The sequence below is a fragment of the Achromobacter sp. NCFB-sbj8-Ac1-l genome (genome assembly GCF_052695805.1).
Window position 1 is genome coordinate 2,514,086 of the sequence record NZ_CP199812.1, and the last position, 22,472, is coordinate 2,536,557.

General features: G+C 66.9%; 19 protein-coding genes. 16 read left to right on the forward strand and 3 right to left on the reverse strand.

Translation table 11 applies throughout. The annotated features are described in order from the left end of the window. Positions 1-31: 31 nt before the first annotated feature. The 4 genes from ACUDP5_RS11565 (at position 32) to flhF (ending at position 7,863) form a co-directional block, all read left to right on the forward strand. Positions 32-1,579 carry a methyl-accepting chemotaxis protein gene (locus ACUDP5_RS11565; protein ID WP_263912006.1) on the forward strand — a complete coding sequence of 516 codons (1,548 nt, stop codon included), beginning with the start codon at positions 32-34 and terminating at the stop codon, positions 1,577-1,579. Between the two features lie 117 nt (positions 1,580-1,696). Continuing rightward, entirely contained in the window at positions 1,697-2,851 is a 1,155-nt protein-coding gene (gene flhB / locus ACUDP5_RS11570; RefSeq protein ID WP_263912008.1) for a flagellar biosynthesis protein FlhB, read from the forward strand. A gap of 3 nt (positions 2,852-2,854) precedes the next feature. After that, complete coding sequence (flhA, locus tag ACUDP5_RS11575; protein ID WP_263912009.1) at positions 2,855-4,975, forward strand: flagellar biosynthesis protein FlhA; 2,121 nt, start codon at positions 2,855-2,857, stop codon at positions 4,973-4,975. Continuing rightward, positions 4,972-7,863, forward strand: a complete 2,892-nt coding sequence (gene flhF / locus ACUDP5_RS11580; protein ID WP_445658814.1) for a flagellar biosynthesis protein FlhF — start codon at positions 4,972-4,974, stop codon at positions 7,861-7,863. Before flhA ends, flhF begins: the two co-directional genes overlap by 4 nt. Before the next feature lie 49 nt (positions 7,864-7,912). On the opposite strand, the gene ACUDP5_RS11585 is transcribed toward flhF, so the two are convergent. From ACUDP5_RS11585 to flgA, 3 genes are all read right to left on the reverse strand, one after another. Next, positions 7,913-8,389 (reverse strand): flagellar protein FlgN, encoded by a 477-nt coding sequence (locus ACUDP5_RS11585; RefSeq protein WP_263912011.1) that lies wholly within the window; start codon positions 8,387-8,389, stop codon positions 7,913-7,915. A gap of 53 nt (positions 8,390-8,442) precedes the next feature. Continuing rightward, positions 8,443-8,736, reverse strand: a complete 294-nt coding sequence (gene flgM, locus ACUDP5_RS11590; protein WP_263912012.1) for a flagellar biosynthesis anti-sigma factor FlgM — start codon at positions 8,734-8,736, stop codon at positions 8,443-8,445. A 127-nt stretch (positions 8,737-8,863) separates the two neighbouring features. Further along, the gene (flgA, locus tag ACUDP5_RS11595; protein WP_445658815.1) at positions 8,864-9,574 is read right to left on the reverse strand and encodes a flagellar basal body P-ring formation chaperone FlgA; all 711 of its coding nucleotides are present in this window, start codon (positions 9,572-9,574) and stop codon (positions 8,864-8,866) included. Positions 9,575-9,742: 168 nt separating this feature from the next. Here flgA and flgB point away from each other — a divergent pair, with 168 nt between their 5' ends. The 12 genes from flgB (at position 9,743) to ACUDP5_RS11655 (ending at position 22,463) form a co-directional block, all read left to right on the forward strand. Continuing rightward, the gene (gene flgB / locus ACUDP5_RS11600; RefSeq protein WP_263912014.1) at positions 9,743-10,150 is read left to right on the forward strand and encodes a flagellar basal body rod protein FlgB; all 408 of its coding nucleotides are present in this window, start codon (positions 9,743-9,745) and stop codon (positions 10,148-10,150) included. Positions 10,151-10,172: 22 nt separating this feature from the next. Continuing rightward, positions 10,173-10,592: a flagellar basal body rod protein FlgC gene (gene flgC / locus ACUDP5_RS11605; protein ID WP_263912015.1), complete on the forward strand. Its 420-nt coding sequence runs from the start codon at positions 10,173-10,175 to the stop codon at positions 10,590-10,592. Between the two features lie 57 nt (positions 10,593-10,649). Next, on the forward strand, positions 10,650-11,348 hold the full coding sequence (locus ACUDP5_RS11610) for a flagellar hook capping FlgD N-terminal domain-containing protein (protein WP_263912017.1): 699 nt from the start codon (positions 10,650-10,652) through the stop codon (positions 11,346-11,348). Positions 11,349-11,418: 70 nt separating this feature from the next. Further along, positions 11,419-12,906, forward strand: a complete 1,488-nt coding sequence (locus ACUDP5_RS11615; protein WP_263912018.1) for a flagellar hook-basal body complex protein — start codon at positions 11,419-11,421, stop codon at positions 12,904-12,906. 38 nt (positions 12,907-12,944) lie between these two features. Further along, positions 12,945-13,706 carry a flagellar basal body rod protein FlgF gene (locus ACUDP5_RS11620; protein WP_263912020.1) on the forward strand — a complete coding sequence of 254 codons (762 nt, stop codon included), beginning with the start codon at positions 12,945-12,947 and terminating at the stop codon, positions 13,704-13,706. A gap of 54 nt (positions 13,707-13,760) precedes the next feature. Further along, complete coding sequence (gene flgG / locus ACUDP5_RS11625) at positions 13,761-14,546, forward strand: flagellar basal-body rod protein FlgG (protein WP_020927340.1); 786 nt, start codon at positions 13,761-13,763, stop codon at positions 14,544-14,546. Next, positions 14,546-15,235: a flagellar basal body L-ring protein FlgH gene (locus tag ACUDP5_RS11630; protein WP_263912021.1), complete on the forward strand. Its 690-nt coding sequence runs from the start codon at positions 14,546-14,548 to the stop codon at positions 15,233-15,235. The genes flgG and ACUDP5_RS11630 overlap by 1 nt, the downstream gene beginning before the upstream one ends. Before the next feature lie 2 nt (positions 15,236-15,237). Beyond that, positions 15,238-16,374: a flagellar basal body P-ring protein FlgI gene (locus ACUDP5_RS11635; RefSeq protein WP_263912022.1), complete on the forward strand. Its 1,137-nt coding sequence runs from the start codon at positions 15,238-15,240 to the stop codon at positions 16,372-16,374. 5 nt (positions 16,375-16,379) lie between these two features. After that, positions 16,380-17,363 (forward strand): flagellar assembly peptidoglycan hydrolase FlgJ, encoded by a 984-nt coding sequence (gene flgJ / locus ACUDP5_RS11640; RefSeq protein ID WP_263912023.1) that lies wholly within the window; start codon positions 16,380-16,382, stop codon positions 17,361-17,363. A 73-nt stretch (positions 17,364-17,436) separates the two neighbouring features. Beyond that, a complete protein-coding gene (gene flgK / locus ACUDP5_RS11645; RefSeq protein WP_263912025.1) occupies positions 17,437-19,113 on the forward strand; it encodes a flagellar hook-associated protein FlgK in 1,677 nt (558 codons plus the stop codon). Positions 19,114-19,160: 47 nt separating this feature from the next. Continuing rightward, a complete protein-coding gene (gene flgL, locus ACUDP5_RS11650; protein WP_263912026.1) occupies positions 19,161-20,420 on the forward strand; it encodes a flagellar hook-associated protein FlgL in 1,260 nt (419 codons plus the stop codon). 141 nt (positions 20,421-20,561) lie between these two features. Further along, on the forward strand, positions 20,562-22,463 hold the full coding sequence (locus tag ACUDP5_RS11655; RefSeq protein WP_263912027.1) for a methyl-accepting chemotaxis protein: 1,902 nt from the start codon (positions 20,562-20,564) through the stop codon (positions 22,461-22,463). Positions 22,464-22,472 lie beyond the last annotated feature (9 nt).

Sequence of the window (22,472 nt, forward strand, 5' to 3'; positions counted from 1 at the left end):
AGGCGATCCGGGCCGCACAAGGAGGTGCATCGTGGCCAGATCCGTATTCGCATTCGGAGGCATCTGGGGGTTATTGCGCCGGCTCAATCGCGGCCGCGCCGCGCTGTCCGACCGCCCGCTGTCCGTCAGTCCGGCCGCCTGGCCGTTGTACCGCTTTCTGTCCGGCATCCGCAGCCGCGTGGTGACGGTGCGGCAATCCAGCATCGAAATCGCCCTGAACACCGCCCGGACCCAGTTCCAGGCGGGCCGCTGCGCCGCGCTGGCGCAGGAACAGGCGCGCGCGGCCGAGGCGCTGGCCGCCAGCGGCGCGCAGATCGCGGCGTTGTCCGCGTCCACCTCGACCCACGCGCGCGAGATCGCGCAGGTCTCGGGACAGAACCTGCGGGCTGCCGAGCAGGCGCTGGCGGAATTGTCCGAGGTCAAGGAACGCGTCGACCGCATGACCCGCGAGATGGCGTCCTTCACGACCGTGGTCGAACAACTGACCGGCCGGGCCCGGTCGGTGGGGGACATCAGCAAGCTGATCAAGGACATTGCCCTGCAGACACAGCTGCTGGCGCTGAATGCCGGGGTCGAGGCGGCGAGGGCGGGCGACGCCGGTCGCGGCTTCGCGGTGGTGGCCAGCGAAGTCGGCCGGCTGGCCGAGCGGGTCAATGCGGCGACCAGCGATATCGGCCGCCATACCGGCGAAATGCTGGAACTGGTGGATTCGACCCAGCGGCAGACCGGCCTGTTGCGCGAAGACGTGGACGCTTCGGGCGCGGTGCTGGACAAGACCCGCCAGGATTTCCAGCATTTCGTGCGCGACTTCGACAGCATGAATCGCCAGGTGGGCGAGGTGGTGCAGGCCATCGGCGAGGTCGACGCCACCAACCACGGCATGAGCCAGGACGTCAGCCGCATCGCGGCGCTGAGCGCCGACGTGCGCGAGCGGGTGGCCAGCATGTCCGGCGAAATCGACCGCATCCGGCGCCAGACCGAGAGCGTGCAGGAGGTGCTATCGGACATGCGCACGGGCAATACGGCGTTCGACCGGCTGTCAGAGACGCTGGATGCCTTCCGGCTGGCGGCCATCCGGCTGCTCCAGCACGCGCGCGAGCGCGGACTGGACGTGTTCGACCGCCACTACCAGCGAATTGCGGGCAGCGAGCCGCCGCGCTATCACACGGCCTATGACCGCGGCATCGACGAGGCGCTGACGCGCCTGTTGGACAGCGTGCTGGAGGCGGTGCCGGGCGGCAGTTACACCTTGCTGGTGGACGGGCGGGGCTACGCGCCGGCCCACAACAGCCGTTATTCCCATGCGCCCAGCGGCGATCCGGCGCAGGACATCCTGCGGGTGCGCCACAAGCGGATCTTCGACGACCCGGTCGGGGCCCGGCTGGCGGCCAACACCGAAACCCTGCTGTTTCAGACCTATTCCCGCGATACCGGGGAGATCGTCAACGACATTTCGGTGCCCCTGTACCTGGACGGCGAGCACTGGGGCGCGGTCCGGATCGGGCTGGACTACATGCGCTTCCAGGCCGCCCTGGCGGCCGGTGAGCCCGGCCGTCACCCGCTGGCGGCGGCGGGCTGAGGAATAGCGCCGCTTTCCCCCCGTTTCTTGGCTTATCGCCAAATGGCCATGCCACCTAGAATCTCGGCGGGCAGCTCGTAATCCGTCAATCCGCGAGCCGCAACGACACCGCAGAGCATGGCCGAAGAAAGCGACCTCGAGAAATCCGAAGCCGCCTCTCCCAGGCGCCTGGAAAAGGCGCGCGAGGAGGGGCAGATTGCGCGTTCCCGGGAATTGGGCACGTTCATGATGCTGGCCGCCGGTGTCGCGGCCATCTGGATGGGCGGCGGTTCGCTTTATCGGGGACTGAGCGGGGTGCTGCGCGGCGGGCTGGCGTTCGACCAGCGCGTGGTGACCGACCCGGGCGTGATGGTCGAGCTGGCCGTGAACGGCTTTGGCCATGCGCTGATGGTGATCCTGCCGATCTTCGGCCTGCTGGCCGTGATTGCCGTGCTGTCCAGCGTGCTGCTGGGCGGGATCGTCATCTCGGGCAAGCCGCTGTCGCCGAATTTCTCCAAGCTGAGCCTGTTCGCCGGCCTCAAGCGAATGTTCTCGGCCCAGACGGTGGTCGAACTGGTCAAGGCGCTGGCCAAGGCCCTGCTGGTGGGCGGCGTGGCGGTGTGGATCATCTGGCGCTATCACGACGACATGCTGGGCCTGATGCACGTGGCCCCGACGGCGGCGCTGACCAAGGCGCTGACCCTGGTGGCGATGTGCTGCGCCTTCATCGTGGCCTCGCTGATGGTGATCGTGATGCTGGATGTGCCGTGGCAGATCTGGAGCCACCTGAAAAAGCTGCGCATGTCCAAGGAAGACGTGCGCCAGGAACACAAGGAAAGCGAGGGCGACCCCCACACCAAGGCCCGCATCCGCCAGCAGCAGCGCCAGGCCGCGCGCCGTCGGATGATGTCCGAAGTGCCCAACGCCGACGTGGTCGTGACCAACCCGACCCACTACGCGGTGGCGCTGAAGTACGAAGAAGACAAGAATGGCGCGCCGCGGGTGCTGGCCAAGGGCACCGGGCTGATCGCGGCCAAGATCCGTGAGCTGGCCGCCGAACACCGCATTCCCACCTTGGAGGCGCCGCCGCTGGCGCGCGCCCTGTATCAACACGTCGACCTGGGTAAAGAAATCCCGGCCGAGCTATATACCGCGGTCGCGGAAGTGCTGGCGTGGGTCTTCCAGTTGCGCTCATGGCGTTCGGGATGGGGGGTCGAGCCGACGGCCCCCACGTCCCTGCCCGTGCCGGCCGACCTGGACCCGCAGGCCAAACCCGCAGCACAAGGAGTTTAAGGAATGAGCGCTTTGCTCACCATGTTGAAAAGCAGCGGAGGCACGCACGCGCGCCTTCTGGCCGGCCCCGTCCTGATCGTGATGGTGCTGGGCATGATGGTGCTGCCCCTGCCCACCTTCCTGCTGGACCTGCTGTTCACCTTCAACATCGCCTTGTCGGTGATGATCCTGCTGGTGGCCATGTTCACCCGCAAGCCGCTGGACTTCGCCGCCTTTCCGGCCGTGCTGCTGTTCGCCACGCTGCTGCGCCTGTCGCTGAACGTGGCGTCGACCCGCGTGGTGCTGCTGCACGGCCATACCGGGCCGGACGCCGCCGGCAAGGTGATCGAGGCCTTCGGCCACTTCCTGGTGGGCGGCAACTTCGCTGTCGGTATCATCGTCTTCATCATCCTGACGATCATCAACTTCATCGTCATCACCAAGGGTGCGGGCCGTATCGCCGAAGTCGGCGCGCGCTTCACCCTGGACGCCATGCCCGGCAAGCAGATGGCCATCGACGCCGACCTGAACGCCGGCCTGATCGGCGAGGACGAGGCACGCCGGCGCCGCGCCGAGGTCTCGCAGGAATCCGACTTCTTCGGCTCGATGGACGGCGCCAGCAAGTTCGTGCGCGGCGACGCCATCGCCGGCCTGCTGATCATGGCCATCAACATCATCGGCGGCCTGATCGTGGGCGTGGCCCAGCACGACATGTCGATGAGCGATTCGGCCCGCGTCTACACGCTGCTGACCATCGGTGACGGCCTGGTCGCCCAGATCCCTGCGCTGGTGATCTCCACCGCCGCGGGCGTGGTCGTGTCGCGCGTGTCGACCGACCAGGACATCGGCCAGCAGATCATCAGCCAGCTGTTTTCGAACCCCGCCGTGCTGTTCCTGACGGCCGGCATCATCGGCATCATGGGCCTGATTCCCAACATGCCGCACATCGCCTTCCTGACCCTGGCCGCCGGCCTGGCCTGGGGCGGCTGGGCGCTGCAGAAGCGGCGCAAGGCGGCCGAGGTGGCCGCCCGGGACGTGCCGCAGCAGGCCGTGACGCAGGCGCAGGCCGCGGCGGCCGAAGCCAGCTGGGACGACGTGTCGATGGTGGACCAGCTGGGCCTGGAAGTGGGCTACCGGCTGATTCCGCTGGTGGACCACGCCCAGAACGGCGAGCTGCTGCACCGCATCCGCAGCCTGCGCAAGAAATTCGCCCAGGACGTGGGTTTCCTGCCGCCAGTGGTGCACATCCGCGACAACCTCGAACTCAAGCCCAACGACTATCGCATCCTGTTGTCCGGCGTCGAAATCGGCCACGGCGTGGCCATGCCGGGCCAGTGGCTGGCCATCGACCCGGGCGGCGTGACGATGCAGATCAAGGGCACCCCCACCACCGATCCGGCCTTCGGCCTGCCGGCGCTGTGGATCGACGGCAGCCTGCGCGACCAGGCCCAGGTGGTCGGCTACACGGTGGTGGACGCGGGCACCGTGGTGGCCACCCATTTGAACCACCTGATGCACCGCCACGGCTCGAACCTCCTGGGCCGCCAGGAAGTGCAGCAGCTGCTGGACCGCATCGGCCGCGACGCGCCCAAGCTGGTCGAGGACCTGGTGCCCAAGACCCTGTCGCTGACCGCGCTGCAGAAGGTGCTGCAGGGCCTGCTGGCCGAGGAAGTGCCCATCCGCGACATGCGCACGATCATCGACACCCTGTCCGAACACGGTCCGCGCCTGGCGGCGCTGGCGGCCGGGGCGGGCGGGCAGCCGGACATCAACGAACTGATCGCGCTGACGCGCCGCGCGCTGGGCCGCGCCATCACCCAGCAATGGTTCCCGGGCGAAGGCGAGCTGCGCGTGATCGGCCTGGACGTCAAGCTCGAGCGCGTGCTGTCGCAGGCGCTGACCACCAGCGGCGGGCTGGAGCCCGGCCTGGCCGATACGCTGCTGCGCGAGACGCAGGCCGCGGTCGAACGCCAGGAATCGCAGGGCAATGCGCCGGTGCTGCTGGTGTCGCCGGTGCTGCGCGCACCGCTGTCGCGCTTCCTGCGCCACCATTTGCCGCAGTTGGGTGTGTTGTCGAATACGGAAATTCCGGATGAGCGCATGGTCCGCGTGACCGCGCTGATCGGCGGGGGTAATGGTCAATGAAGATAAGCCGCTTCTTTGGGGCGAACAGCCGGGATGTGATGCGTCAGGTGCGCCAGGTGCTGGGCCCGGACGCGCTGATCGTGTCGAATCGCAGCGTCGATGGCGGCATCGAGGTGCTGGCCACGGTGGAAGGCGCGTTTGACGACGTGCCGCAGGAATCGCCGCGTCAGCCGGCGCCGCAGGAGACCGCGCCTGTGCCGGCCTACGCCGCGCCGCAGCCTGGCTATGGCGCACCTCAGCCTGCCTACGCTGCGCCTGCCGCCGCGCCGCAGCCGGCCTATGTCGCGCCGCAGCCTGCCTATGTCCCGCCGCAGCCTGCCTATGCCGCGCCGGCCGCCGTGCCGCAGCCCGGCTATGCTGCGCCGGCCCGCTCCATCGCCGCGTATCAGTCTGCCTACGCCTCGTCGGCGTTGCCGGAGCAGGATGAACAGCAGGAATCGGTCGCACCGTCGGCGCCTCCTGCCGCTGCCGTGGCCGCGCCCGTCGCGCCGGTGCGCATGGAAATGCCCGCCTTGCCGCCGCTTGCGCGCGAGCAGCCGGCTGCACTCCGGCCGCCGATGGCGCGTCTGCCTGAGGCGCCCCAGCCGGATGCGGCCCAGCCACCCGTCGCCCGCATGCCCGCCGTGCCGGCGCCGCAGCCGGCCGTGTTGCCGCCGGCCTCGCCCCAACCGACCTTGCCGCAACCGATGGCGCCCCAATCGCCCATGTCCCGCATGCCCGACGCGCCGCTGCGCAACGGACCGGTCGTGCCGCCCGCAGCCTTGCCGGGCGATGCCGCGGCCGGCCTGCAGGACGCGATCAGCGCCTTGCGCGGCGCGCTGGAAAGCCGCATGGACGGCCTGTTGTGGGGCGGCCGCCAGGGCCCGGGCCGCGAACCGGCCGGCGCTGCCTTGTTCCGCAGCCTGCTGGACGCGGGCTTCAGCACCAAGCTCGTGCGCGCGCTGGTCGAGCGCATGCCGGAAGGCATGTCTGCCGAGGCCGCGCTGGCATGGGCCCGCAATGAACTGGTTACCCACCTGCCGGTGCTGGGATCGGAAGACGAATTCCTGGGCGGCGGCGTGTACGCGCTGGTCGGCCCGACCGGCGTGGGCAAGACGACCACCCTGGCCAAGCTGGCGGCGCGCTGCGTGGCGCGCGAAGGCCGCGAGCAGGTGGCCATGCTGACCACTGACAATTTCCGGATCGGCGCACTGGAACAGTTGCAGATCTACGGCCGCCTGATGGGCGTGCCGGCGCACTCAGTGCGCGATGCCGGCGAGCTGCGCCGCATCCTGGCCGAACTGGGCAACCGCAAGATCGTGCTGATCGACACCACCGGCATCAGCCAGCGCGACCGCCACGTGGCCGAGCAGGCCGCCATGCTGTGCAACGCCGGCAAACCGGTGCGCCGGCTGCTGGTGCTGAACGCCGCCAGCCAGGGCGACACCCTGGACGAAGTGGCGCATGCCTATCGCAACGGCGTGGGCGAGGACGTGGCCGGCTGCATCATCACCAAGCTCGACGAGGCCTCGCGCCTGGGTGCGGCGCTGGATACGGCGATCCGCCACCGGCTGCCGATTCACTATTCCTCGGTCGGCCAGAAGGTGCCTGAACACCTGGAACTGGCGCGCGCCGACGCGCTGATCGACCGCGCCTTCGCCATGGTCGAGCGGGCTCGTGCCCTGTATACCCCCAGCGAGGCGGATCTGGCGTCGCTGTGGTCCGCGGCGCCGCGCGACAGCGCAGCGGTCGATCCGGCCCGCCGGCGTCAATTGCTGGCCTCGGCCATCCTGCGGCCACAAGGCGGCGCGGCCGCGATCGACGCCGCGCAGAACCTGGACGACGCCATCGGCTGGCTCGACAGCGATCCGGCCTGCGTGCAGGCGCGCGCGTCGTGGCGTGAATATGTCAGCGACGGCGCGGGCTCCAGCCTGGCCGCGCTGGGTGAGTCGCCCCTGGCGATGGTGCGGCGCGAATTCTCCAGCGCCTGCGGCCGCCACCTCCTGGCCATGCATGGCAAGACCAGCATGAAGGGCGATGGCCTGCCGGGCGGCACGCTGCTCAGTTCCGTTCTGATGAGCGACCGCGGCGCCGCGATGGCCGCGCCCGCCCAGCAATTGGTGTTGCCGCACGGCATGCTGTCCTCGTTCGACCCCGCCAGCGCGGCCCAGCCGGACACGGCGCTGGCGCTGGAAGCCCGCATCGGTTGGCTGGGCGGCCAGCTCGAGCGCCTGCCGGTGGTACACATGCTGGAAGCCGGCACGTCTGCCTTGTGGCAGAGCCTGAGCGGGCAGGGCGTGTCGTGGGTGGCGCGCAACCCGGGCGGCCTGCGCGTGATCCAGGATGATTGCCCGACCAACCTGAATGCAGTGGGCAAGAGCGTCGGCTACCTGCCGGTGGGCCAGCCGGGCGACATGCCGGGCCTGCGCGCCGTGCCGGGTACGCGGCCGGCGCCGCTGGCGCTGTGGGCGTCGGGTACCGAGATCGGCTTGCCGGGTCGGGGCGACGACACGCGCCTGCGGCTGGTCTGCGCCCGCCTGATCGACACGGCCAGCGGCGAGGTCGCCGGCCAGTTGTTCGGCCTGACCAACCTGACGGCCAGCCAGGCCGATGCCGCCACCGTGGCGCGCTGGCTGGTCTTGCAGGAAGAAGCCCGCGCCGGTTTCCGCTACATGGCCAACGCCTGGCAGGCGCTGCCCGCTGTCGATGGCGCCCACACCCTGGCGCGCCAATCGTTGATGGCCGGCCAGCTGGGCGCGGCGTGCTGGCAACTGGCGCATGCGCCGGCGGCCGATTCGGCCCGCTCGACGCTGTCGGGCGTGGTCAGCGCCGACCGCAAGCTGTCGGGACGTCTGTTGCCGGTAGCACTGCTGAAAATGTTTGCCCTGCTGGAAATGGCTGAAGGCTAAAACATAACAGCCCGCTGATGCGGGCTGTTTTCTTTGGGCGGGCTGACGGTCAGCCGGCGACGATGGGCTTGCGGCCCGGGGCGCTGCGGGCGCCGCGGCCTTGCGCGTCGTAGGTGGACGTGACGCCCATGCCGCCCAGGTTGCGCAGGGCGTCCAGCGATTGCTGGTTGTAGCGCATGTGCACGTCGATCAGCGCGCCATTGCGCATGTTGATCTCGTTGGCCGACGCGGACTTGCTGAGCAGCGCCTGCCACACGCCCGACAGTTGCGGGTGCAGTACGGCAGCCTGTTCGGTACCGGCGTGTCCGGCGGGCAGGCCAAGTTCGGCCAGCAGGCCGTCGCGGGCGTGGCTCAGGTCGACCAGTTGCTGGGCCACGTTGCCCTTGCGTTCGGTGACGTCATGCAGCGCGTCGACGTTGCCCGGTCCGACCAGCACCTTGGTTTCTTCTTCCAGGATGGCGGAGAACTCGGTGATCAGGACGTCTTCCTGCTTGAGGCAGGCTTGCAGGGAATCGACAGGGCTCATGGTCATGCGGGTCGGAAGATGAAACGGACGGGGCGACAGGCCTGCGAGCAGGCCTACTTCAACAGGTCACGGGCGCTGGCGATCAGGCCGTCAGCGATGCGGCTGGTATCGATCTTGAGCTGGCCCGAGGCGATGGCTGCGCGGATGGCAGCGACGCGTTCGACATTGATGTCGTTCGAGCCGTCCTGCAAGGCGAGCATTTTGCGCGATGCCGAGCTCAGCGCGACCTGCGAGCTGCTGGCGCTGCTACCGCCGCCGGCGCCATAGGCCTGGGCGACCGAGGACTCGGCGCGGGGGCTGATGGCGTCCGCCGAGATGGGCCGGTTGGGGGTCGAATTGATTTTCAAGGTTTTCTCCGCAGGGCGTCCTGGGTCGGTTTGCGACGGATCCGCCTACTTATGTCTCTGTAACGACAGGGTCGGAAGGAACTTTAGGGTAGACGAGCCCTCGCCGCCGCGCGATATGTAACATAGCCTAAAGTTGTATTTCGACCAGCCCGGCGTTGCGCACGACGCCGGTCACGACTTGCCCGCTGGCGGTACGCACCTGGACGGTGGCGCCCGGCGCCGCGTTGTCCAGGGCCTGGCCTTCGCTGCTGACCACGAAGCCGTTGCCGCGGGCGTTGATGCGCACGTTCGACCCCCGCGTGACCGACTGGGCGTTGCGCAGCGCGGCGCCCTTGACCGGCTGGCCGGCATTGATGCGATAGGCCGCCGTCATGCCCACCACGGTATCCGGGTTGGTGATGACGCCCGGGGGCAGGGCGACCAGGTCGCCGTCGCGCGGCGACAGGTCGGCTGGCGTCAGGGCCTGGCCGGCCGCGATCATGCGCGAGGCCACGTAGTAATAGCCCGGCACGCTGACCGTGGCCTGCACATAGGTGGTCCAGGACTTGGGCGCATTGCAGCGCACGCCCACGGTCATGCGCGAGCGCGGCTTCATGCCTGCGGGCATAAATGGGGACAAGGCATCGCAGGGCGCCAGCCGCTCGACCCTGGGCGGGTCGATGGCGACCGACGGCTGGCCGGACAGGCCCGCCAGCTGTTCCAGCAGATAGGTCTGCGCGGCAATGACGATGGCCTCCGGCGCCTGGACGGCCTCTTGCGCCTGGGCCGCGGCGGTGGGGGCCAGGATCAGGGCGGCCAGGCAGGCGGCGCGCGCGCGAAGGCTTGCGGGGAATTTCATGATGACTGAATTGTAGAAGCCCGCGTCACTTGGCAATACGTGAATTGGATGAGAAATGACGGGTTATTTGGCTGATTGTGTTCCGGCCGCGACCCCTATGATGCCGTCATCCAATGGGATAACGGTGCGTCCGCTGTCCCGGGTTTCATCCGTATTGAAGGCGATCCGATGCTAGACAGGCTTAACGAAGATTTCCGCTTCTACCAGCAGTCCCTGGGACTGCGCGCGCAGCGCCAGGAAGTGCTGTCCTCGAACATCGCCAACGCCGACACGCCCAACTACAAGGCGCGTGACTTCGATTTCAAGGCGGCGATGCAGAACGCCATGGAAGGCACCAAGCGTCTGCCGGACACGTCGCTCACGCTGACGTCGGCGCGCCACATCCCCGCCAAGGCCGTGTCGCAGGGTCCGACGGACCTGCTGTACCGCCTGCCGTACCAGCCCAGCATGGACGGCAACACGGTGGACATGGACATCGAGCGCGTCCAGTTCGCCGACAACACCTTGCACTACCAAAGCACCATGCAGCTGCTGTCGGGCCGTATCCGGACCATGATGGCCGCCATCCAGGATTGATTTTCATAGGGAGCCGCAGGCAATGTCCTTGTTGAGCATTTTCGATATCGCCGGTTCGGCGCTTAGCGCGCAATCGCAGCGCATGAACGTGGCGGCCAGCAACATGGCCAACGCCGACAGCGTGGTGGGCCCCGACGGTCAGCCGTACCGCGCCCGCCAAGTGGTGTTCCAGGTCAATCCTCCGGCCGGCCAGGCGCTGGGCCAGGAGATCGGCGGGGTGCGCGTGGCCGGCGTGGTGCAGGATCAGTCGCCCCTGAAGCAGGTCTACGACCCCAAGCATCCGCTGGCTGATGCCCAGGGTTACGTCAGCATGCCCAACGTCGATCCGGTGGCCGAAACGGTCAACATGATCGCGGCGTCGCGTTCCTACCAGGCCAACGTCGAAGTGCTGAACACCGCCAAGAGCCTGATGCAGAAGACGCTGACCATCGGTCAGTCCTGATTCCCACATTCCGCGCGCCGCGCCGCCCGCGCGGAATAATCCAGACAAAGTGAATTCATGACCACCGTCGATCAATCCACGAGCAAGACCGGCCTGGGCCTGGCGCAATCGGGCGCCAACGGCTCGTCCACCGCGCAAGGGCTGCAGGACCAGTTCCTGAAGCTGCTGGTGACGCAGCTGAAGAACCAGGATCCGCTGAACCCGATGCAGAACGCCGAACTGACGTCGCAGCTGGCGCAGATCTCCACGGTGGAAGGCATCAACAACCTGAAGAACACCATGCTGGCCATCAGCGGCCAGATCGACGTGTCGCAGTCCATGAACGCCGTTGCCATGATCGGCAAGGGCGTGCTGATCCCGGGTTCGACCGTCAAGGTGGGCGTGAACGCCGAGCATCCGACCGAGCGCGTGGTGACGCCGTACGGTATCGACCTGCAGGGCGATGCGACCAAGGTGCAGGTGCGCATTTCGGATTCCAACGGCGCGGTGGTGCGCACGATGGAACTGGGCCAGAAGGGCGCCGGCGTGTACACGCTGGATTGGGACGGCAAGAACGACGGCGGCGTGGCGCTGGACGCGGGCGCGTACACCGTGTCCGTGTCGGCGTCGGATGCCGACGGCAAGAAGGTTTCTGCGGAAATGCTGAAGTTCGGCCAGGTCAAGAGCGTGGCGTACTCCACCAACGGCCTGCGTCTGGATCTGGGCCTGGACGGCCAGACCAGCATGCTGGACGTGCGCAAGGTGATCGGCGCCTGAGGCGGGCCGGTTTGATTATCAGCCGGCGCCACGGCGGCGGTTTCCACATTAGAGATTAGCGAGAGAAAACATGGGCTTCGGACAAGGATTGAGCGGCTTGAATGCCGCAGCGCAGAACCTGGACGTCATCGGCAACAACATCGCCAACTCGGGCACCGTCGGCTTCAAGTCGTCGACCGCGTCGTTCGCCGACGTGTACGCCAGTTCGCGGGTGGGCCTGGGCACCAAGGTGTCGGCCATCACCCAGCGCTTCACCGTGGGCACCGTGAACGGTGGCGGCGGCGAATACGACATCGCCATCGACGGCGCCAAGGGCATGTTCCGCGTCACTGACCAGAGCGGCGCCGTGATGTACACCCGCAACGGCGAATTCCTGGTCGACAAGAACAACTTCATCGTCAATGCCCAGGGCTACCGCCTGACCGGCTACCCCGCCGGCGCGATCGGCGCCAACCCGGTCGAGCTGCAGCTGCCCACCGCCAACGTGGCGCCCAAGGCGACCACCACCGCGACCACCGTGGCCAACCTGGACGCCAACGCCAAGGTCATCTACGAAACCAACACCGTGACCTCGCCGGCCGTGAACGGCTCGGTGACGATGACCGGCACCACGCCGCCGTCGCCCGCCACGCAGTACGACTTCACCCGCGACCCCGTGGGCAATATCGTGTGGGTGAACCAGCCGCCGGCCGGCACCTATGGCGCCGCGCCCAACCTGGTCACCATCGACGCCGCCGGCGCCGTCACCACGGGCGACCTGGCCCAGGTGCCGGGCTACAAGAACTATACGGCCGCCGTGACCGAAGTCGGCAAGCCGTTCGACCCCAAGGTCACCAGCAGCTACACCAATGCGTCGCCCATGACGGTCTTTGACTCGCTGGGCAACTCGCACCAGGTGATGCAGTACTTCGTCAAGCGCGCGGCCGACGCCGCGGGCAACAGCACCTACGACGTCTATTACACGATGGACGGCCAGGCCATGGCGCCGACCACCCAGGCGGCCGGCGTGTGGGGCAACCCGACCAAGTTCACGTTCAACAAGGCCGGCGTGATGACCAGCGCCACCACGGTGAACCTGTCGTTCGCGACCCCGGGCGGCGGCACCACGCCCGCCGATCCGCTGGCAATCGCCGTGAACTACACCGGCACGACCCAGTACGGCAGCGCCTACGCGCTCAAGGCCGTGCCGGACGGCTACACCTCGGGTGAATTCCGCGGCATCAACATCGGCGCCGACGGCAGCCTGGTGGCCGACTACACCAACGGCGAAACGTCCGTGGTGGGCACCATCGTGCTGGCCGACTTCGCCAACCTGCAAGGCCTGCAGCCGGTGGGCAACAACGCCTGGAAGGAAACCTCGACCTCAGGCCAGCCGATCCTGGGCCAGCCGGGCAGCAACGGCCTGTCCAAGGTGGTGGGCCAGGCGACCGAAGCCTCGAACGTGGACATGAGCAAGGAGCTGGTCAACATGATCATCGCCCAGCGCACCTACCAGGCCAACTCGCAGACCATCAAGACCCAGGACGAAATCATGCAAGTCCTGATGAACCTGAAGTAATGGCTGACGGGCAAGCGACGACACCGACGGAATAGGCAATGGATCGAATCATCTACACCGCCATGAATGGCGCAGCGCGGATCACGGAGCACCAGGCCGCGCTCTCCAACAACATGGCCAACGTGAACACGCCGGGCTTTCGCGAGCAGATCGCGCTGTACCGGTCGGTTCCGGTGAACGACGGCGTGAGCCTGCCGACGCGTGTCTCGACGGTGGCGTCCACGCCCCGCAACAACTTCGAAATGGGCAACATGCAGACCACGGGCCGCGACCTGGACGTGGCCCTGGCCAGCTCGAACGGCTGGATCGCCGTGCAGACCCCGCAGGGCGAGGCCTATACCCGCGCCGGCAGCCTGCAGGTGGGTGTGAACGGCCTGTTGCAGACGTCCCTGGGCCAACCGGTGATGTCCGACCAGAACGGCATCATCGACGTGCCCGACCAGGCCTCGCTGACGATCACCTCCGACGGCACGATTACCGCCATCGGTGCGGGCGACGCGCCCAACAACATCCTGAACCTGGGGCGCATCAAGCTGGTCAATCCGCCGGAAGCGCAACTGGTGCATGGCGACGACGGCGTGTTCCGCCTGGCGCCGGTCAATGGCCAGCCGGCGCCACCGGTGCCTGCCGACCCCAGCCTGCGGGTGCTGTCCGGCGTGCTGGAAGGCAGCAACACCAACCCCATGGCGGCGATGGTGGGCATGATCGAAAACGCCCGCCGCTTCGAGCAGCAGATGCAGGTGGTGCAGCAGGCGGATCGCAACGCCGAGCGCGCCAACGGCATCCTGTCGGTCAGCTGATCCCCATAAAAATTTTCGCGGGCGGCCCGGCCGCCGCAGCAGGAGTACTACACCATGATGCGTTCACTGTGGATTGCCAAGACGGGCCTGGAAGGTCAACAGACCTCGATGGACGTCATTTCCAACAACCTGGCCAACGTCTCGACCAACGGCTTCAAGCGCGGCCGTGCCGTGTTCCAGGACCTGATGTACCAGACCCTGCGCCAGCCGGGTGCCCAGGTGGGCGATGCCACGCAGCTGCCCTCGGGCCTGCAGCTGGGCACGGGCGCGCGCGTGGCCGCGACCGAACGCATCCACACCACCGGCGGCCTGAACAACACCGGCGGCGAACTGGACGTGGCGATCAACGGCCGCGGCTTCCTGCAAGTGGAACTGCCTGACGGCACCCAGGCCTACACCCGCGACGGCGCGCTGCAACGCGACCAGAACGGCCAGCTGACCACGGTCAGCGGCTACGTGATCCAGCCGCCGATGAACGTGCCGGACAACGCCTTGTCGATCTCGATCGGCAAGGACGGCATCGTGTCGGTGACCCAGCCGGGCGCTGCCGGCGTGAACGTGCAGATAGGCCAATTGCAGATCGCCACGTTCATCAACCCGACCGGCCTGCAAAGCGTGGGCGAGAACCTGTACCTGGAAACCGACGCCTCGGGCCCGGCCAACCTGCTGCAGCCCGGCGTGGACGGCGCCGGCACGTTCATGCAGAACTACGTGGAAACGTCCAACGTGAACGTCGCTGAAGAGCTGGTCAACATGATCACCACCCAGCGCGCCTACGAAATGAACAGCAAGGCCGTCAAGACCTCGGACGAAATGCTGGCCCGCCTGACCCAACTGTGATGCCCATGTCTGTCCTGCGCCTGGTTTCGAGTGCGGCCCTGGCTTTGCTGGTGGCCGGTTGTGCCATGATTCCGCCCGAACCCATCGTGACCGGGCCGACGACGGCGGCGCCGCCGCCGCCGCCGATGCCCATGGCGCAGCCCACGGGCTCGATCTACCAGCCCACGACGTACGGCAACTATCCGTTGTTCGAGGATCGCCGGCCGCGCAACGTCGGCGATATCGTCACCATCGTGCTCAACGAGAAGACGAATGCCTCCAAGAACGTGGCCACCAACACCAACCGCAGCGGCAACGCCAGCCTGGGCATCGCCGCCGCGCCGTCCTTCATGGACAGCTGGGCCAACGCCAACCTGAACCTGGATGCCAAGGGCGGCAACGTATCCCAGGGCAAGGGCGACAGCACGGCCAACAATGCGTTCACCGGCACCATCACCACCACCGTGGTGGGCGTGATGTCCAACGGCAACCTGCAAGTGGCCGGCGAAAAGCAGATCGCCATCAACCGGGGCAGCGAGTACGTGCGCTTCTCGGGCGTGGTCGACCCGCGTTCGATCACCGGAACGAACACCGTGTCGTCCACCCAGGTGGCCGATGCCCGCATCGAATATCGCAGCAAGGGCGTCATGGACGAAGTCCAGACCATGGGCTGGCTGCAACGCTTCTTCCTGATCGCTTCGCCGTTCTGACCATGAAACAACCCACTCCGATTTCCGCCGTGCTGTCCCTGCTGGCCCGCCTGTGCGTGGCGGCCGGCCTGTTGGCCGGCGCTTCGGCGGCGCACGCCGAGCGGCTCAAGGACCTGGCGTCGATCCAGGGTGTGCGCGGCAACCAGCTGATCGGCTATGGCCTGGTGGTGGGGTTGGACGGCAGCGGCGACCAGGTGCGCCAGACGCCGTTCACGCAGCAGAGCCTGACCAACATGCTGTCGCAGCTGGGCATCACCGTGCCCGCCGGCAGCAATATGCAGTTGAAGAACGTGGCGGCCGTGATGGTCACCACCACCTTGCCGGCGTTTGCCCGGCCCGGCCAGACGCTGGATGTGGTGGTGTCGTCCATGGGTAACGCCAAGAGCCTGCGCGGCGGCACCTTGCTGATGACGCCGCTCAAGGGCGCCGACAGCCAGGTCTACGCCATCGCCCAGGGCAACATCCTGGTCGGCGGCGCGGGCGCGTCGGCCGGCGGTTCCAGCGTGCAGATCAACCAGCTCAACGGCGGCCGCATCAGCGCGGGTGCCATCGTCGAGCGCGGCGTGCCGACCACCTTCGCCCGTGACGGCTACATCTACCTGGAAATGAACAACACCGACTTCGGCACCGCCCAGAACGTGGTGGCGGCGCTGAACCGCAAGTTTGGCCAGGGCACGGCCACGGCGCTGGACGGTCGCGTGGTGCAGGTGCGCAGCCCGATGGAACAGGCCTCGCAGGCCCGCTTCCTGTCCCAGATCGAAGACCTGCAGGTGACGCGCGCGCCGACGGTGGCCAAGGTCATCATCAACGCCCGCACCGGTTCGGTCGTCATGAACCGCACGGTCATGATCGAAGAGGCCGCCGTGGCCCACGGCAACCTGTCGGTCATCATCAACCGCCAGAACCAGGTGTCGCAACCGGACACGCCCTTCACGGAAGGGCAGACGGTGGTGGTGCCGAACACCCAGATCGAAGTGCGCCAGGACAACGGTTCGCTGCAACGCGTGACCACCAGCGCCAACCTGGCTGACGTGGTCAAGGGCCTGAACGCCCTGGGCGCCACGCCGCAAGACCTGCTGGCCATTCTGCAGGCCATGAAGAGCGCCGGGGCGCTGCGCGCCGAACTCGAGATCATCTGACCGCCATGGCCTACACCAACGACGCCGCGCGCGTGGGCAGCCGCCAGGACTCCGTGTTCGACATGGGGCGCCTGTCGGACCTGAAGCGCGATGTGACCCGCGACCCCGACGGCCCCGGCACCGACCAGCAAAAGCAGGTCGCCAAGCAGTTCGAGGCCCTGTTCCTGCAGATGATGCTCAAGCGCATGCGCGAGGCCACGCCCAAAGAGGGCCTGTTCGACTCGCAGCAGACGCAGATGCTGCAATCCATGGCTGACGAGCAACTGGCGCTGCACCTGGCCACGCCGGGCATCGGCCTGTCGAAGTCGATCCTGGCGCAGATGCAGCAGGGTAAGCCGGGCGACCTGTCCGCCGACGCGGTCAAGAACCTGGGGCAGGGCGCCGATTTCGATTTCCGTACCGGCAGCTCGCGCGAGGTGTCCGCGCTGATGGACGTGATGCGCAACAACCGCGCCAGCGACCGGGCCCTGGCCGCGGCCGAGGGCGCGCCCGAACACGTCATCAACTTCGTCTCGAAGATGTCGCGCGCGGCCAACCTGGCCTCGCAGCAAAGCGGCGTGCCGGCCCGCCTCATCATGGGCCAGGCCGCGCTGGAGTCCGGTTGGGGCCAGCGCGAGATCAAGCATCCGGACGGCAGCACCAGCTACAACCTGTTCGGCATCAAGGCCGGCGCCAGCTGGAAGGGCAAGGTCGTCAATGTGCTGACCACCGAATATGAAGACGGTGTCGCGAAAAAGGTGACGCAACCCTTCCGGGCCTACGCGTCGTACGAAGAATCCTTTGCGGACTATGCCCGCCTGATCGGTAACAGCCCGCGCTACGAAAGCGTGACCCAGGCGCGCAACGAGATCGAGGCCGCGCGCCGCATCCAGGCCGCCGGCTATGCCACCGACCCGCAGTACGCACAGAAATTGATCGGTGTCATGGGCCAACTGCGAGGCGCCGCCGCCAAGGTCGATATTTCGCGCCAGATGTTGGAAGGACTCTAAATTTGGACCATCTGCTGCCGTTAAGCAGGTATCCAGACATATCAGTTGCGGTTACATACGGGGCATTGTCAGCATGAATCTGTATAAATTGGCATTGGGCGGGCTGAACGCGTCCCAGGCAGGCCTGGCCACCACCAGCCACAATATCAACAATGCCACCACGGTCGGTTACAACCGTCAGCGCGTCATGATCTCGACCGCCGGCGCCCAGGCCACCAGCAACGGCTACATCGGCCGCGGCGTGCAGGTGGACACCGTTGTGCGCAGCTACGACAGCTTCCTGTACAAGCAGCTGGTCGGCGCGCAAGGCAGCGGTGCCCAGTTGCAGGCCCAGTTCGACCAGGTCTCGCAGGTCAACAACCTGTTCGCCGACCGCACCGTGGGCATTGCCCCGGGCCTGTCCAATTTCTTCACCAGCATGAACACCGTGGCCAGCAAGCCGGCCGACCCCGCGGCCCGCCAGGACTTGCTGGGCAAGGCCAACAGCATGGCCACCCAGATCCGTTCGGCCTACCAGGAAATGCAGAACCAGCGCCTGGGCCTGAACACGCAGATCTCCACGACGGTGGACCAGGTCAACAGCTACCTGACCCGCATCGACGACCTGAACACCCAGATTTCGACCGCTCGCGCCAAGGCCGGCGGCAATCCGCCCAACGACCTGATGGACCAGCGCGACCAGGCCGTGTCGGAGCTGAACCAGCTGATCGGCGTGACCACCTACGAGCAGGGCGACAAGATCAACATTTCGCTCGCCTCGGGCGGGCAGGCGCTGCTGTCGGGCCAGACCATCTACCCGCTGCAAGCGGTGTCTTCGTCCAAGGACGTGAGCCGCACCGTCATCGCCTACACGCTGCCGGCCGGTTCGGGCGGCAAGACCGTGTCGGTGGAATTGAACGATGCGGAGGTCACCGGCGGCAAGCTGGGTGGTCTGTTGCAGTTCCGCGCGACCTCGCTGGACGTGATGCAGGCGCAGCTGGGCCAGATGGCCGTAGGCCTGGCGTTGTCGTTCAACGACCAGCACAAGCAGGGCCTGGACACCGCCGGCAACCCCGGCACCGACTTCTTCAGCGTCGGCAAGCCCCAGGGCGTGCCGAACGCCAATAACAAGAGCGGTGCGCAGATCAGCGGCACGTTCACCAACGTGAACAACATCAACGCCAAAGACTACGAGATCGCGTTTGACGGCACCAACTACATGGTGACGCGCCTGCCGGAAGGCACCCAGGTGTACAACGGCCCGGCCAACGGCACCCCGCCGACCGCGACCCTGAACCTGGACGCCGAAATGGGCGTCACCCTGACGATCGATGCACCCCCCCAGGCTGGCGACAAGTGGTCGCTGTCGCCTACCCGCGACGCTGCCCGCGATATCAACGTGCTGATCACCGATCCGAACAAAATCGCCGCGGCCGACGCCACCGGCGGCGACGCCAACGGCAAGAACGCCCTGAAGCTGGCGCAGCTGCAGACGGCCAAGGTGCTGGGCCACGGCACGATGAGCATCAACGAGATGTTCTCGCAGGTGGTCAACACTGTCGGCGTGCAGACGCAGCAGATCAAGTCGGCGGCCACCGCCCAGGCCAACCTCATCACGCAGAAGCTGGAAGCGCAGCAAGCCGTGTCGGGCGTGAACCTGAATGAAGAATACGTAAGCCTGTCGCTCTACCAGGAGCAATACCAGGCAAGCGCTCGCATCATCGACGTAGCAAGCACGTTGTTCGACACGCTGCTGGGTTTGCGCGGCTGATCGGGCCGTTGAATCGTGACCAATAAAGATAAATTCGGAGCTTCCCCATGCGCCTGAGCACCTCCATGATGTATTCGAACGGCCTGAAGGGCGTTCTTTCTCAGGAATCCGACATGAACCGCCTGGTCGAGCAGGTGGGCAGCGGCAAGAAGTTCCTGACCCCCGCCGACGACCCGCTGTCGGCGTCGCTGGCGATCAACGTCGCACAGACGCAGAGCATGAACTCGACGTACTCGCTGAACCGCGGTACGGCCAAGACCAATCTGGGCCAGGAAAACAACATCCTGGATTCGATCACGACGGCGCTGGCCGACGTGCGTACCCGCGTCGTGCAGGCCGGTAACGGCACCTTCGCCGACAGCGATCGCCAGGCCCTGTCCACGGCCCTCAAGAGCGCCCGCGACGCACTGCTGGGTCTGGCCAACAGCACCGACGGCAATGGTCAATACCTGTTCTCCGGCTACCAGGGCGGCGTGATTCCGTACGCCCAGGACGCCAACGGCAAGATCGTCTACAGCGGCGCCACCGGAGAGCGCACCGTGCAGGTCGACCAGTCGCGCCAGATGTCGACCAGCGACCTCGGCAGCGATATCTTCAATCGCGCCAATCCGGGCTCGCAGGCTTATGTCAGCACCGCCGCGTCGGCCAACAAGGGCACCGCGCAGTTCAGCACGGTGTCGGTGACGCCGGGCAGCCCCAACATCGGCAAGAATTTCAGCCTGCAATTTGAATCGGACCCCGCGACGGGCAACATGGGCTATCGGGTCATCACGACCTCGCCCAACGCCAATCCGCCAGTGCCGCCCGTCATCAACCCGGCGCCGCCGGCTGTGCCGACCCCCTACAAGCCGGATTCGTCGATCGATTTCGGCGGCGTGGCAGTGACGGTCAAGGGCACGCCGCAGAACGGCGACGTGATCGACGTCGAGAGCATGCAGTCCGCCAACGTCGACATGTTCAACACGCTGGACAGCCTGATCAAGACGCTGGATTCGCCGATTGCCGGCGACGCCGTGGCCCTGGCCAAGCTGACCAATGAACTGGCCACGGCCAACAAGAAGCTGTCCAACACCTACGACAACGTGCAGACGGTCGCGGCTTCGGTCGGCGCCCGCATGAATGAACTGGAAGCGCTGGACGGCACGGGTGTCCAGAAGGGCTTGTCGTATTCCAAGTCCTTGTCGGACCTGGAAGACCTGGATTACTACTCGGGCGCCAGCCAGCTGGCGCTGCGCCAGGTGGCGCTGCAGGCCGCATCGGCCGCGTTCATGACCATCCAGGGCTCCAGCCTGTTCAGCCGCAAGTAATGCGGTGAGTCCATAGGCCGCGCCCGGAAGGCGCGGCAAGTTGCGCCCTTACGGACGCTTCCGGTGCCAAATCGGAGCGTCCGTGTGTGCGTGCAGGGTAGGAAATTTGTCGTTTCACGCTGCATAACGCTCGGATATTTCATGCTTGTCAATTTGAAAGTTCGCACCTGCATAGTTCTGGTGCTGTTGCTCTTCACGGGCGCCATGTTCGTCTCCAACGGCGTGGCGTGGTTGGGGTTGAATTCCAGCAATGACAAGCTGGAACAGATCAACCGCGCGTATTCGGACCAGGCAGTGCCCCTGAACCGGGCCTACACCGTGTTCCTGCGCGCCCGCCTGCTGCTGTCGACGTCGCTGATGGACATGCAGCAGGGCAAGACCGAGCAGGCCACCCAGCAGGCCCAGCGCTCGGATGGCCTGATGCAGGATGCGTTCAAGATGATGGATGCCTTCCGCAAGACGCCGCAACTGCCCGGCACCGAGCCGTTGCTGCAGGCCGTGGATGCCGCGCTCAAGGAATACGAAAGCGTGCTCAAGCGCCAGTCGGCCGCGCTGGCCGGCATGGCCATCCAGGACTACCTGAACCTGAACGACTCGGCCAGCAGCGTCAACACCAAATTCCGCGAAGCGGTTGATGCCTACCTGGGTTTCATCGACAAGCGCACCGATGAACTGGCGGCGCAGGCCGAGGTCGACCACAACATTTCGCGCATGGTCACGATTGCCTTGTTGGCGATTGCATTGTTGTTGGCGGCCGGATGCTGGATTTTCATCAGTCGTACGGTGCTGCGCCCGCTGCACGAGGCCAGCGACCATTTCGAAAAGATTTCGGGCGGCGACTTCACGGGCCGGATCGAGGTGCGCAGCACCAACGAGATCGGCCAGCTGTTCGCGGCGATCAAGCGCATGCAGGAAAGCCTGACCCGCACCGTGGCTTCGGTGCGCCGCGGCGTGGATGAGATCAACGTCGGTTCGCGCGAAATCTCCGCCGGCAATACCGACCTGTCCAGCCGCACCGAGCAGCAGGCGGCCTCGCTGGAAGAAACCGCGGCGTCGATGGAGCAGTTGGCCTCGACCGTGAAGCAGAACGCCGACAACGCGCGCCAGGCCAATCAACTGGCGGCCAGTGCATCGGACGTGGCCGAGCGCGGCGGTTCCGCCGTGGCCGAAGTGGTCAACACGATGCAAGGCATTTCGGCCAGCTCGCGCAAGATCTCGGAAATCGTCTCGGTCATCGATGGCATTGCGTTCCAGACCAACATCCTGGCGCTGAACGCGGCGGTGGAAGCCGCGCGTGCCGGCGAGCAGGGCAAGGGCTTTGCGGTGGTGGCGGGCGAAGTGCGCTCGCTGGCCCAGCGCAGCGCGCAGGCGGCCAAGGAAATCAAGGGCTTGATCGAGGACTCGGTCAGCAAGGTCGGCGCCGGTTCGCAGCAGGTGGAGCGCGCCGGGGCCACGATGCAGGAAATCGTGTCGTCCGTGAAGCGCGTGACCGACATCATGGGCGAGATCTCGGCGGCATCGGAAGAGCAATCCAGCGGCATCGACCAGGTGAACCGCGCGGTCTCGCAGATGGACGAAGTGACGCAGCAGAACGCGGCGCTGGTGGAAGAAGCCGCAGCCGCGGCCGGCTCGTTGCAGGAACAGGCCCAGCGCCTGGCCGAAGCCGTGGCCGTGTTCAAGATCAACGCCGGTGCGGTCATCGACGTGCCGGCTCGCCCCTTGGCGGCCCCGGCGCGCGGCACCCCGCCGCGCGTGGCCGCGGCCTCGACGCCGGAAGCCGTGCCCCAGCCCGCGCCCGAAGCGGCTGCGAAGCCGGCGGCCGAGCCCGCGCCGGCGCCTGTCAAGCCTGCCGCCGCGACCGCGCCGCGCCTGGCGCAGCCGGCCCGCGCCAAGCCGACGGCCAATAGCGGCGCCACCGCCGCCCGTCCGCTGCGCCGCCCGGTCGTCAAGACCACCGACGCCACCGATGCCAAGCCGATCAAGCCTTCGCCCGCGGCGTCCCGCCGTGCGCCGCCCGCGGACGATGACTGGGAGTCCTTCTGACGGCAAGGC

Coding starts and splice junctions, on each gene's coding strand:
- flhA (WP_263912009.1), top strand. CDS start 2,855: ATGAGCGCTTTGCTCACCATGTTGAAAAGCAGCGGAGGCACGCACGCG.
- ACUDP5_RS11610 (WP_263912017.1), top strand. CDS start 10,650: ATGACCACCGTCGATCAATCCACGAGCAAGACCGGCCTGGGCCTGGCG.
- flgG (WP_020927340.1), top strand. CDS start 13,761: ATGATGCGTTCACTGTGGATTGCCAAGACGGGCCTGGAAGGTCAACAG.
- flgJ (WP_263912023.1), top strand. CDS start 16,380: ATGGCCTACACCAACGACGCCGCGCGCGTGGGCAGCCGCCAGGACTCC.
- flhB (WP_263912008.1), top strand. CDS start 1,697: ATGGCCGAAGAAAGCGACCTCGAGAAATCCGAAGCCGCCTCTCCCAGG.
- ACUDP5_RS11655 (WP_263912027.1), top strand. CDS start 20,562: ATGCTTGTCAATTTGAAAGTTCGCACCTGCATAGTTCTGGTGCTGTTG.
- flgB (WP_263912014.1), top strand. CDS start 9,743: ATGCTAGACAGGCTTAACGAAGATTTCCGCTTCTACCAGCAGTCCCTG.
- flgA (WP_445658815.1), bottom strand. CDS start 9,574: ATGAAATTCCCCGCAAGCCTTCGCGCGCGCGCCGCCTGCCTGGCCGCC.
- flgK (WP_263912025.1), top strand. CDS start 17,437: ATGAATCTGTATAAATTGGCATTGGGCGGGCTGAACGCGTCCCAGGCA.
- ACUDP5_RS11635 (WP_263912022.1), top strand. CDS start 15,238: ATGAAACAACCCACTCCGATTTCCGCCGTGCTGTCCCTGCTGGCCCGC.
- ACUDP5_RS11630 (WP_263912021.1), top strand. CDS start 14,546: ATGCCCATGTCTGTCCTGCGCCTGGTTTCGAGTGCGGCCCTGGCTTTG.
- ACUDP5_RS11585 (WP_263912011.1), bottom strand. CDS start 8,389: ATGAGCCCTGTCGATTCCCTGCAAGCCTGCCTCAAGCAGGAAGACGTC.
- ACUDP5_RS11615 (WP_263912018.1), top strand. CDS start 11,419: ATGGGCTTCGGACAAGGATTGAGCGGCTTGAATGCCGCAGCGCAGAAC.
- flgC (WP_263912015.1), top strand. CDS start 10,173: ATGTCCTTGTTGAGCATTTTCGATATCGCCGGTTCGGCGCTTAGCGCG.
- flgL (WP_263912026.1), top strand. CDS start 19,161: ATGCGCCTGAGCACCTCCATGATGTATTCGAACGGCCTGAAGGGCGTT.
- flhF (WP_445658814.1), top strand. CDS start 4,972: ATGAAGATAAGCCGCTTCTTTGGGGCGAACAGCCGGGATGTGATGCGT.
- ACUDP5_RS11620 (WP_263912020.1), top strand. CDS start 12,945: ATGGATCGAATCATCTACACCGCCATGAATGGCGCAGCGCGGATCACG.